The organism is Paenarthrobacter sp. E2MeOHC11 (assembly GCF_058744955.1).
Map to the genome: position 1 here is coordinate 574565 of NZ_CP196673.1, position 12246 is coordinate 586810.

Below are 12246 nucleotides of genomic sequence, written 5' to 3' on the forward strand. Positions count from 1 at the left end.
ATGGCTTCGTTCCTCTACCGTCTCGGCAAGTTTTCGTATCGGCGCCGCTGGCTGGTCATCTCCATCTGGCTGGCCGTCATGGTGGCAGTGGGCGGCTCGGCCGCAGCGTTCCACGGCACCATGTCCAACAACTTCACCATCCCGGGCACCGAAACCCAGCAGATGGCCGACAAGCTCAAGGAAGCCCTTCCCGATTCCTCGGGAGGTTCGGCCAGCGTGGTCTTCGACGCCGGCGACGGCGGATTCGACCAAGCCAAGAAGGACGCAGTGGCCGCTGCCCTGACAAAGCTTGAAGCCATGCCGGACGTGCAAGGAACGGTGAACCCGTTCACCACGCAGGAGCAACTGGATAACTCCGCGGCTGAGATCGCTGCCGGTGAGGCGAAGGCAGCCGAGGGCCAGGCCCAGCTTGACGCCTCCCGCGCACAGCTGGAAGCGGGCGAGACCCAACTCGCCGGGGCGGAACAGCAACTGGCTGCCTCAGGCCTCACACCCTCCCAGATCGAAGCCCAGCTGGCTCCACAGCGCGCCGAACTTGCTGCCGGCAAGGAAAAGCTCGACGCCGGAGCCAAGGAAGCTGCCGACGGCGCCGCCGCATTGGCTCTGGGCAAGCGACAGCTCGAAGCCTCCGAAGGCCTCCGCTTTGTTTCCAGTGACAACAAAGCAGCAGTAGCGCAGGTCCAGTTCAAGACCTCCATTAACGCCGTTGACCCTGCCGTCCGCGAGGAAGTCCAGGAGATCGTCCATGCGGTCTCATCGGCCGGCGTCACGGCCTACGCCAGCAAGGAAATCACCGAAGATGTCTCGGAGATCTTCGGTATTGCTGAAATCGTGGGCGTCGCCGTCGCGGCCATGGTCCTGATCCTGATGCTCGGAACCCTCATCGCAGCCGGGCTTCCTCTCCTGATGGCCCTGATCGGCGTAGCTGTAGGTGTGGGCGGAACGTTTGCCCTCACCAGCGTCATCGACATGAGCTCCATCTCCCCGATGCTTGCCCTGATGCTCGGCCTCGCGGTGGGCATCGACTACTCCCTGTTTATCGTCAACCGCCACCGCACCCAGCTCCTGGCCGGCATGGACGCCGAGGAATCCGCGGCACTGGCCACCGGCACTTCCGGTAACGCTGTGTTGTTCGCCGGTCTCACCGTCATCATCGCCCTGGCTGCGCTGGTGGTCCCCGGCCTGCCGTTCCTCGCAGTCATGGGTGTTGCCGCCGCGGCGACAGTTGCGGTCGCCGTCGTCGTCGCTTTGACCCTGACGCCCGCCGTTCTGGCCCTGATCGGCCGCCGACTCATCTCCAAGCGCGCTTGGGCCAAGGCCGCAAAGCACAATGCTGAGCCCGGCCACGAAGCCGCCGACCGCGAGCTCGAAGAGAAGCGCAGCAGCGGCGGCTGGGGCGGCATGGTGACGCGCCATCCTTGGGTTGCACTTATTGCCAGCGTGGTCCTGCTGGGCGCCTTGGCGTTGCCGGCCTCCCAGCTGCGGCTGGCACTTCCCGACGGCGGATCAGAGCCCGTGGATTCGCAGGCTTTCAAGGCTTACGACCTCACCCGCAGCAGCTTCGGGGAAGGCGTGACGGGACCGATCATCGTGGTCGGCGAGTTCCCGGAAGGCCTCAGCGAGAACGACGCCAAGAATAAGCAGTTTGACGTGGCGGACCAGCTTCGCAGTGTTGAGAATGTCGTCGCAGCCGTGCCCATTGCCCTGAGCGAAGACCGCCGCACCACCGTCTTCCAGGTCATTCCGAAGGAAGGTCCGGCCAGCGCCGGCACCGTGCAGGTGGTGTCGGATCTCCGGGCCAAGGGCTCAGCAATTCAGGACGACCTGGACGTGACCATCGGCCTGACCGGGCAAACCGCGGGCAACATTGACGTCTCCAACAAGCTCGGGGCTGCCTTGCCACCGTACTTGGCGATCGTCGTCGGCCTTTCCCTGCTCCTGTTGCTCCTGGTATTCCGTTCAATCGTGGTCCCGCTGCTGGCTACCGGCGGATTCCTGCTCTCCCTGGCCGCTGCGTTCGGCGCCGTGGTTGCTGTGTACCAGTGGGGCTGGCTGGGAGGGATCTTCGACGTCGCCAACCCGGGCGCGGTGCTGAGCTTCCTCCCCATCATCCTGATCGGTGTACTGTTCGGCCTCGCCATGGACTACCAGGTGTTCATCACCTCAGGCATGAGGGAATCCTTCATGCACGGTGAGTCCGCCAAGCACGCAGTGCGTTCCGGCTTCAGCCATGCCGCTGCCGTGGTCACCGCAGCCGCGATCATCATGGTCAGCGTGTTCTCCGGCTTCATCTTCAGCCACCTCACCATGGTCCGGCCGCTCGGCTTCGCGATGGCCTTCGGTGTGCTGATTGATGCATTCGTGGTCCGCATGACCATCGTTCCGGCTGTCATGTACCTCTTGGGCGAGAAGGCCTGGTGGCTGCCCAAGTGGCTGGAACGCATCCTGCCGGACGTGGACGTTGAAGGCGCCAAGCTGAACCGAACGGACCGCTCGAAGGCCGGATCCGAGGAACTGGTCCACTAACCGTCTCTCACCTAACAGCCGATATAACCGAACGCTCGCTCACTTGCTTGAGGCAAGTGAGCGAGCGTTCGGTTTAAGCACGCGGAAGGTGATAGGGGGTCGGCGGGATAAGCGCGGGAAGTGAGAGATGGTTGGTATTAGGCTGGGTGGCGTGACCCAATTGATTCTCGCCTCCCAGTCCCCCGCCCGCACCAAGCTGCTCACGGAAGCCGGGATCCAGCATGATGTCCTGGTCTCGGACGTGGACGAGGATGCGGTGCAGGCCAAGTACGGCGTGACGGACGCGCATGACACCGCGCTGCTTTTGGCACGAGCCAAGGCAGAGGCCGTTGCCGCGCTCCCCGAGGCCGAGGGCGCGTTGGTAATCGGCTGCGATTCGGTGTTCGAGTTCGACGGCGAGTCCCACGGCAAGCCTTACACCGCGGACGTGGCACGGGAGCGGATGCTGCGGATGAGTGGCTCGCAAGGAGTGTTGCACACCGGACACTGGCTGGTGGACTGCAGGGATACCGAAGCAGATGCGGACGAGAACGAGACTCCGGAAGGCACCGGCGCCACGGTAGGGGCCGTATCCAGCGCCGAGGTCCACTTCGCCCAAATGAGCACCTACGACATCGACGCTTACATCGCCACGGGAGAACCACTCCACTGCGCCGGCTCCTTCACTATCGACGGCCTGGGTGGGGCCTTCATCCGCAAGGTCGACGGCGACCCGCACGCCGTCGTCGGGCTTTCCATCTCTACGCTGCGGGACCTGCTGGTCCACGCGAACGTGGGAATCACCGAACTCTGGGACAGGGACGAGCAGTAGACGCCATTTGTAGCAACCCTACAAAGGAACATCGCCTCACACACGGAATCCCCCATCAATATGGGCGGAACCCTCACAATCGCGCTAGGCTCCCTGAAGGACAGAAGGAGTCAACAACTTGTCAGCTAACCCGGCGCAGCCCATTTCCAGCCCTCTTACCAAGGTCTTGATTGCCAACCGCGGCGAAATCGCGGTCCGCATCATCCGAGCCGCCCGGGACGAAGGCATCGCCTCCGTAGCGGTCTACGCCGACCCCGACCGTGATGCCCTCCATGTCCGCCTCGCCGACGAAGCCTACGCTTTGGGCGGCAACACCGCCGCCGAGTCGTACCTGGTGATGGACAAGATCATCGACGTCGCCAAACAGTCCGGCGCAGACGCCATCCACCCCGGCTACGGCTTCCTGGCGGAGAACGCCGAGTTCGCGGCCAAGGTCATCGACGCCGGCATCACCTGGATCGGCCCCTCCCCCGCGGCCATCTCAGCCTTGGGCGACAAGGTCCAGGCCCGCCACATTGCCGAAAAGGTTGGCGCTCCCCTGGTCCCCGGCACGGCTGATCCCGTGGAATCTGCAGACGAAATCCTGAAGTTTGCCGAAGAATTCGGCCTCCCCGTTGCCATCAAGGCAGCATTCGGTGGTGGCGGTCGCGGCATCAAGGTCGCCCGTACCATGGACGAAATCCCCGAGCTCTACGAATCTGCGGTCCGCGAAGCCACAGCAGCCTTCGGCCGCGGCGAGTGCTTCATCGAACGCTTCCTCGATGCTCCGCGCCACGTTGAAACCCAGTGCCTTGCCGACGCGTTCGGCAACGTCGTGGTGGTCTCCACCCGCGACTGCTCACTGCAGCGCCGCAACCAGAAGCTCGTTGAGGAAGCCCCGGCTCCCTACCTGAGCGAAGAGCAGGTCAAGAGGCTTTACGAGTCCTCCAAGGCCATCCTGAAGGAAGCCAACTACCTCGGCGCCGGAACCTGTGAGTTCCTGGTGGGCCAGGACGGCACCATCTCCTTCCTTGAAGTCAACACCCGCCTCCAGGTAGAGCACTGCGTTTCGGAAGAAGTCACGGGCATCGACCTCGTCCGCGAGCAGTTCCGCATCGCCCGCGGCGAAGCACTCGGCTACGACGATCCCGAGGTCCGCGGCCACTCCTTCGAGTTCCGCATCACCGGCGAAGATCCGGGCCGCAACTTCATGCCTGCTCCGGGCACCATCAGCACGTTGAAGAACCCGACAGGACCCGGGATCCGGATCGACTCCGGTATCGAGCAGGGTGACGTCATCAGCGGCAACTTCGACTCCATGCTCTCCAAACTGATTGTCACCGGCGCTTCCCGCGAGCAGGCTCTCCAGCGTTCCCGCCGCGCCCTGGAAGAGATGGTTGTTGAGGGTATCCCCACCGTCATCCCGTTCGACCTCGCCGTGGTCACCGACCCCGATTTCGCTCCCGCTGAAGGACCGTTCAAGGTTCACACCCGCTGGATCGAAACCGAGTTCGTCAACAGCATTCCGGCATGGTCGGCCACCGGCACCGGTGCTGAAGCGCCCGACGCCGGTGAGCGCCAGCGCGTCGTCGTCGAGGTTGGCGGCAAGCGCCTTGAGGTCGTCCTGCCCTCTGGCCTGGGTGGCAGCGTCGCCGCGGTCTCCAGCGGTTCAGGTGCCAAGGGCGGAAAGTCCAAGAAGCGTTCCCGCTCGGCCGGCGCCACGGCTGCTGCAGCTGGCGGCAACGCCCTGACCTCCCCGATGCAGGGCACCATCGTCAAGGTGGCAGCCGCTGAGGGCGACGTGGTGGCCGAGGGCGACCTGATCGTGGTTCTCGAAGCCATGAAGATGGAGCAGCCCCTCACCGCCCACAAGGCAGGCACAGTGCGTGGCCTCGCCGCCACCGCCGGCGAGACCGTCGCGGCTGGCGCCGTCATCGCCACCATCGAGGACTAGCGCAAAGAACCCCTTAACGACGGCGGCTCCGCACCAATGGTGCGGAGCCGCCGTCGTTAAGGGGCTACTTAGGCAACGTTGTTCTCGTAGTCCATGTCCTTGGTTTCACGGGTCAGCCAAAGAGCAATGAACGTGATCACCGCGGCGACTGCCATGTACACGCCCACCAGCCAGGTGCTGCCGTTCGCGGCGGACCAGAGCGCGATGGCAACGAACGATGCCGGAGCCGCCCCGATCATGGACGACAGGTTGTACGCCACGGCAGAACCGGTGTAGCGGACGTTCGCGGGGAACAGCTCCGGAAGGATGGCTGCCATGGGCCCGAACGTCAGGCCCATGAGCGTGAAGCCCACGATCAGGCCAACCATCGCCGCTGCCTGGCCCGGACCAAACATGGTGAACCAGAGCGCGCCGAACACGAAGATCCCGGCGGTGACACCCAGCAGGAACTTGCGGCGGCCCCACTTCTCCGCGAGCGGTCCGGAGACCACCGTGAAGATGCCGAAGAAGACGACGCCGATGATCAGCATCCACAGGAAGTCGGACCGGGTGATGCCAAGGCCGGGGACGAACGCCGCGACCTGGTCCGCGGTCATGGGCTTGCCTGCCTTTTCGGCTGCGGCCTGCGCGCCGGCCAAGGTGGGCTTGGTGCCGTAGGACAGCGTGAACGTGGTCATGATGTAGAAGAGCACGTAGGTAGCAAACATGATGAAGGTGCCTGCCACCACAGGGCGCCAGTGGCTCTTGAGCGTGGCAGCGAGGGGCAGCTTTTGGACCTTGTCCTGCTCGATCACCTTGGTGAAGGATGCGCTCTCCACCAGCTTCAGGCGGACGTAGAGTCCGACGATCACCAGTACGGCGCTCAGGATGAACGGAACACGCCAACCCCAGGCCAGGAACTCTTCGGCACTCAGGGCCACGTTCATCCAGATGAAGATGACGTTGGCGATGATGAAACCGATGGGAGCACCCAACTGCGGGAAGGTGCCGTAGATGGCCCGCTTGCCCTCGGGAGCATTTTCGGTGGCCAGCAGGGCCGCACCGGACCACTCTCCACCCAGGGCAAGGCCCTGGAAGAAGCGCAGGATCACCAGCATGATCGGGGCGAGGATTGCCCATCCCGGCATGGATGCCGTGGGCAGGAGTCCAATAAGGAACGTGGCAATACCCATGGTCAACAGCGAAGCAACCAAGGTGCCCTTGCGGCCGATCTTGTCACCGAAGTGGCCGAAGACCACGGCACCGATGGGACGCGCGAAGAAGGCAACACCAAAGATGGCAAACGCACTGAGGAGAGCATTGATGTCAGTGGCGTCGGGGAAGAAGAGCTTCGGGAAGACGAGTACCGACGCGGTGGCATAGGCATAGAAGTCGTAGAACTCGATCGTCGTGCCGATCAGGCTCGCGAAGATCACCTTGCCCCGCGAGTTCACTGGCTTAGTGGACTCGCCTTCCTTGGATGGTGCGGTGGAAGACATGTATTAGCAGCTTTCGTTCACGCCGGCCGATGCCCCAGGAGCCTACCCGGCGAAGGTTTATTCGAGAGTTCAATAATAGTTCCGGCTGTCCATTGACCGGACAACGAAGTCCAACATGCGGACGCACAAAAAAATCTCACCCTGTGGTCCGGGCCACATTACCTCACCATGGCCTCACGCGCCGGTGACCCCTCCGATAGGGAAATGTCACAGCACGTTTACAAACGGCGCCCGTCCACGAAATGCACGAAACCTACCTTGGAATAACAACGTCCCCCACCAAGGAGCCACTCCGTGACTGTTGACCGCTCCGCAGAAGAACTGGCCCCCGCCCAGTCCACTGCCACCGCAGCCCCCGCCCTTGAACACCGCCCCGGCCGCTGGATTGCCAACTGGGATGCCGAAGACAAGGGCCAGTGGGAAGCCGAAGGCCGGTCCATCGCCAAGCGCAATCTCTACTGGTCGATCTTCGCCGAATTCCTCGGTTTCGTCGTCTGGCAGCTGTGGTCCATCGTGGTGGTCCAGCTGCCCGCAGCCGGCTTCACCTTTGATACCAACCAGATCTTCTGGCTCATCTCCATCCCCAGCCTGGTAGGCGCTACGCTCCGAATCCCGTACACCTTCATGGTTCCCAAGTTCGGTGGCCGGAACTGGACCATCGTCTCCGCCCTCCTCCTCCTGATTCCCACCACGGGCCTGGCCATCTGTGTCTCGAACCCGGAAACGCCCTTCGGCGTCATGCTCCTGATGGCCGCACTCGCCGGTTTCGGTGGCGGTAATTTCGCCAGCTCGATGGCCAACATCACCTTCTTCTACCCCGCCCGCGAAAAGGGTTGGGCGCTGGGCCTGAACGCAGCCGGCGGAAACCTGGGTGCCGCCGTCGCGCAGCTCGTTGTTCCCATCGCCATCACCCTGCTGGCGGCCGGAACGGTGAACCTGCCGATGGCTGGCATCATCTGGATTCCGCTGATCATCATCGCCGCCTTTGGCGCCTACAAGTACATGAACAACCTCACCAGCGCCAAGGGTGATGTGGCCGGCTCGCTAGCCGCCCTGAAGGAACCGCACCTGTGGATCATGGCGTTCCTGTACATCGGCACTTTCGGTTCCTTTATCGGCTTCGCAGGCGTCTTCCCCAAGCTCATCAAGGACTACTTCCCGGACTTCTCGTCCATCCATGTCGGCGCAGTTGCACTCTCGTTGGCCTTCCTCGGCCCGCTGGTTGGCTCCCTGGCCCGCCCCTATGGTGGCCGTATGGCTGACCGCATGGGTGGGGCACGGATGACCATTGCTTCGTTCGCCTCCATGGCCGTCATCACCCTGACCATGATCTGGACGTTGCCGCTGAAGAACTTCTGGCTCTTCCTCACCTTGTTCCTGCTGCTCTTCCTGGCCAGCGGGTTTGGAAACGGTGCAACGTACCGGATGATCCCCGTCATCTTCGCAACGTCCAGCCGTGCAGCACGCTCCGGAGCACCCAGTGCCACCACCGCGCGGCTCGCGTCCTCCTCCCTGGGCCTGATCTCAGCGATCGGCGCCTACGGCGGATTCGTCATCCCGCAGGTACTGAATGCCTCCAATACGGCCAGCGGCTCCTACACCCCGGCGTTCTACGGATTCGTTGGAGCCTATGTCCTGATGCTCACCGTCTGCTGGGTCTGCTACATCCGCCCCGCCCAGAAGCGCAACACGATCGGACACATCTAGATGCCCAACGGCGCCGATACCCACTGCCCCTACTGCGCGCTCCAGTGCGCCATGACGCTGACCCCGGCTGCACCCGCAGTTCCGGGGGCAGCGGCAACGCCCGCCGCAGAACCGGCCACACCCGCCGTGCCCTTGGAAGTTTCCGGGCGCGACTTCCCCACAAACCGGGGCGGGCTGTGCCGCAAAGGCTGGACATCGGCGTCGTTGTTGCATCACAACGGCCGCGTCACGGAGCCGATGCTCAAAGGTTCCGACGGCGTGCACCAGCCCATCTCCTGGGACCAGGCGCTCATGCTCATCACCGCAGCCGTCAAGGACACCCAGGCTCAGTACGGAAATGATGCCGTGGGAGTCTTCGGGGGTGGCGGCCTCACCAACGAGAAGGCTTACCTGCTGGGCAAGTTCGCCCGGCTCGCCCTGAGGACGTCCCGGATCGACTACAACGGCCGGTTCTGCATGTCGTCCGCGGCCGCCGCCGGCAACCGCGCCTTCGGCGTGGACCGCGGTCTCCCCTTCCCGGTCACGGACCTCGACACCGCGTCGGTGATCCTCATGCTCGGTTCAAACGTTGCCGAGACGATGCCGCCGTTCGTCCAGCACCTGCAGGGCGCGCGCGATGCCGGTGGGCTGATCGTGGTGGACCCCCGCCGCTCGGCTACTGCAGCGTTCACGTCCGACGGCGGCGGCCTCCACCTGCAGCCGACGCCCGGCACCGATTTGGCCCTCCTTTTGGGCATCAGCCATGTGGTGGTCCACGAAGGGCTCACCGATGCCTCGTACGTCGAGAAGAACACCAGCGGCTACGCGGCCGTGGTTCGCAGCCTCTCTGCGTTCTGGCCGGAGCGCGTCCAGTCCATCACCGGCGTCCCCGCCACCCTCATCCGCGAGACGGCCCGACGACTGGCCCAAGGCGCCCGCGCCGGTGGCAGCTACGTCCTCAGCGGCCGCGGCGTGGAACAGCACGTAGACGGCACCGATACCGCTACTGCGGCAATCAACCTCAGCCTGCTCCTTGGACTGCCCGGCTCAGCCCGCAGCGGCTATGGCACGCTCACCGGCCAAGGCAACGGCCAGGGCGGCCGCGAGCATGGCCAGAAGGCGGACCAGCTCCCGGGCTACCGCAAGATCACCGACCCCGCAGCGCGCGCCCACGTCGCCGGCGTGTGGGGAGTCGATGAGTCGCTCATCCCCGGCCCCGGCCTGCCCGCCGTCGAACTTCTCAAGTCGCTCGGAAAACCCGACGGCGTCCGTTGCCTCTTCGTGCACGGCGCCAATGTGGTGGTGTCCGCCCCGGACACCAACGCGGTCATCCAAGGTCTTCGCAGACTGGACTTCCTGGTGGTTTGCGACTTCTTCATGTCCGAGACCGCTGCCGAAGCTGACCTCGTTTTGCCGGTTACCCAGTGGGCCGAGGAAGAGGGCACGCTGACCAACCTCGAAGGCCGCGTGATCCGTCGCCGGCGTGCGTTGACGCCTCCCCCGGGTGTCCGGAGCGAGCTGTGGCTCATGGCCCGGCTGGCGGAGCTTCTTGAGGCCCCTTCGACTTTCAGCGATGATCCCGAGACTGTTTTCGAGGAGCTACGGCTGGCTTCTGCTGGTGGTCTGGCCGATTACTCGGGCATCGACTACGCCATGCTGGACCGCGGCGAAGCTGCCTACTGGCCCTACCCTGTGGGCAGCACCGGCACCCCGCGGCTCTTCGGCGATGGGTTCGCCCACGCCGATGGCCGCGCAGTGATGGTTCCCGTCACTCCCTCCAAGCGGGCTGTGCGTTCCTTTGCGGACGACTCCCTGGCACTCGCCACGGGCCGGCTGCTGGAGCACTACCAGTCCGGCGCCCAGACCCGCCGCGTGAGCGAGTTGATGGCGTCGCAGCCGCAGGCCCGGCTCCTCATCCACCCAGGCACCGCAGCTGCCCGCGGTATCGCCGACGGCGACTACGCCACCGTCACGAACGAACGCGGCGAAGTACTTTGCCGGGCTGAACTCAGCACCACAGTCCGACCGGACACCGTCTTCCTGCCGTTCCACTTCCCCGGCCAGGAAAACGCCAACCGCCTCACCGAAGCGGCAACAGACCCCATCTCCGGCATGCCGGAATTCAAGACCAGCCGGGTATGGGTCCGGCGGGCAGTCTCCACAAAGGATCTGGCCTCGAGCACAGGTCCTGCCGGGACGCGGCTGCCACTGCACGTCAAGGAGGCATCATGAGCGAACGCATTGTTGTAGTTGGATTCGGGCCTGTGGCATCGCGGCTCATTGACGAACTGCTCCCCGCCGTTCGCACTGGACTGGTGCAATTGCTGGTGGTGGGTCAGGAGATCGAGGCTGCCTACAACAGGGTCATGGTTGCAGAGCTCGGCGTTGGCCGCACCACAGCCGAGGCTTTGGCGATGGCCGATGCGTCCGAGTTGACGTCCGACGGCGTTGACGTCCGGTTGGGCATCAAGGTCAACCGGATCGACCGCGCCCGCCAGCACGTAGTCCTCTCGGACGGCACCACTGAACACTACGACCGGCTGGTGTTCGCCACCGGTTCCCGTCCTGAGATTCCCAACCTGACCGGACTCAACCCGGATCCCTCCCGGCCCGTCCTTCCGGCCGGAGTTACAGCTTTGCGTGATCTACGGGACGCTGCCGTGCTTCGCGCCGCGGTTGCCGAAGGCAAGCGTGTTGTGGTGCTGGGTGGCGGCGTGCTGGGTCTTGAGACCGCCCTCGCGGCCGCCGAAGAGGGCGCCCAGGCCACCGTGGTGCACAACGGGCCCTTCCCCCTGGGACGCAGCATCGACCGCGGCAGCGGCTCCGTCCTCACGAACAGCCTGCGCGCCGGTGGCGTCCGGATGGCCGGCAACGCACGTTCCACCGGAGTGGAGACGGCCGGACCCGGCGGCAGCTTCTCGGCCTTGCTGCTGGATGACGGTTCCGCGATCGACGGCGATCTGCTGGTGTTGTCCTGCGGTGTCCGGCCCCGTATCGAACTGGCTGAGGGATGTGGGCTTCCTGTCGCCTCCGGCATTCTGGTGGACCACCATCTCCGGACGTATCACGAGCCGCACATGTTCGCGATCGGTGACTGCGCGGAAGTGCGCTGCCCGGACGCTTCCTGCGTTGATTGCCGTACCGCAGGTGGGCCTTCCGGCTTGGTGGGCCCGGGGTGGCGGCAGGCCGAATGGCTGGCCGAGTACTTGGTGGTTCTGGCCCGTGACGGCCAGGCTGCCGCGGATGCACTGGAGGCGTTGCCCAAGGAGAAGCCCGGAGTGGTGGTCTTGAAGGCGCGGGGCATCAACCTTGCAGTGGCCGGCGACAACCAGGCCGATCCTTGGGATGAGGAGTTGTTGGAAGCCGGAGCTGTTGCCGGACGTGCCCGTCGGCAGATCTCCCAATGGGCAGATCCGGAGCACGGCCGTTACGTGAAGATGACCACGCGCGGCGGGGTCCTGGAGGGCCTCGTAGCTGTGGGCATGCCCAGGACTGCAGCTGAACTCGTGGTGCTTTTCGAGCGTTCCTCTGAGTTGCCTGCCGACCGGTCCTTGCTGCTCCGGCTCGATGGGCCTGACCAGCTTGACGCCGGCGCAACCAGCAACGATCCCCAGCGGACCGTGTGCCGTTGCGCAGGGGTCAGCGCGGCCAGCATCGAGGACTCCGTTGTTGAAGGCTGCAGCACGGTCGGCGAGGTCTCCAAGGCCACCCGCGCCGGAACTGGCTGTGGAGGATGCCATGAGGACATCAAGGGGATCATCGAAAAACATTTCCAAGCGGCTGCCGCCTGACGCCGCGTAGCTCTCTAGACT

At 64.6% G+C, this 12246-nt stretch carries 7 protein-coding genes; 6 read left to right on the forward strand and 1 reads right to left on the reverse strand.

Annotated elements, in window-relative coordinates; translation table 11 throughout:
- The 3 genes from ACSSVG_RS02570 to ACSSVG_RS02580 all read left to right on the forward strand — a co-directional run bounded on the left by ACSSVG_RS02570 (nt 1) and on the right by ACSSVG_RS02580 (nt 5270).
- Entirely contained in the window at nt 1-2526 is a 2526-nt protein-coding gene (locus ACSSVG_RS02570; RefSeq protein ID WP_492417113.1) for an MMPL family transporter, read from the forward strand.
- Nucleotides 2527-2677: 151 nt separating this feature from the next.
- On the forward strand, nt 2678-3337 hold the full coding sequence (locus ACSSVG_RS02575; RefSeq protein ID WP_492417115.1) for a Maf family protein: 660 nt from the start codon (nt 2678-2680) through the stop codon (nt 3335-3337).
- Between the two features lie 118 nt (nt 3338-3455).
- Nucleotides 3456-5270, forward strand: a complete 1815-nt coding sequence (locus ACSSVG_RS02580) for an acetyl/propionyl/methylcrotonyl-CoA carboxylase subunit alpha (protein WP_253467385.1) — start codon at nt 3456-3458, stop codon at nt 5268-5270.
- A gap of 68 nt (nt 5271-5338) precedes the next feature.
- On the opposite strand, the gene ACSSVG_RS02585 is transcribed toward ACSSVG_RS02580, so the two are convergent.
- Nucleotides 5339-6748 (reverse strand): MFS transporter, encoded by a 1410-nt coding sequence (locus tag ACSSVG_RS02585; protein WP_231339304.1) that lies wholly within the window; start codon nt 6746-6748, stop codon nt 5339-5341.
- 294 nt (nt 6749-7042) lie between these two features.
- Between ACSSVG_RS02585 and ACSSVG_RS02590 the strand changes: the two genes are divergently transcribed.
- Genes ACSSVG_RS02590 through ACSSVG_RS02600 form a run of 3 tightly spaced genes read left to right on the forward strand, consistent with a single transcriptional unit; the run spans nt 7043 to nt 12225 of the window.
- Nucleotides 7043-8455, forward strand: a complete 1413-nt coding sequence (locus tag ACSSVG_RS02590; protein ID WP_231339302.1) for an MFS transporter — start codon at nt 7043-7045, stop codon at nt 8453-8455.
- Complete coding sequence (locus tag ACSSVG_RS02595) at nt 8456-10666, forward strand: molybdopterin oxidoreductase family protein (protein ID WP_492417118.1); 2211 nt, start codon at nt 8456-8458, stop codon at nt 10664-10666.
- Complete coding sequence (locus tag ACSSVG_RS02600; protein ID WP_492417119.1) at nt 10663-12225, forward strand: FAD-dependent oxidoreductase; 1563 nt, start codon at nt 10663-10665, stop codon at nt 12223-12225. The genes ACSSVG_RS02595 and ACSSVG_RS02600 overlap by 4 nt, the downstream gene beginning before the upstream one ends.
- Nucleotides 12226-12246 lie beyond the last annotated feature (21 nt).

Excerpts from the sequence above, each read along its gene's own strand:
- ACSSVG_RS02570 (WP_492417113.1), top strand. The coding sequence starts at position 1 with ATGGCTTCGTTCCTCTACCGTCTCGGCAAGTTTTCGTATCGGCGCCGC.
- ACSSVG_RS02585 (WP_231339304.1), bottom strand. The coding sequence starts at position 6,748 with ATGTCTTCCACCGCACCATCCAAGGAAGGCGAGTCCACTAAGCCAGTG.
- ACSSVG_RS02595 (WP_492417118.1), top strand. The coding sequence starts at position 8,456 with ATGCCCAACGGCGCCGATACCCACTGCCCCTACTGCGCGCTCCAGTGC.
- ACSSVG_RS02600 (WP_492417119.1), top strand. The coding sequence starts at position 10,663 with ATGAGCGAACGCATTGTTGTAGTTGGATTCGGGCCTGTGGCATCGCGG.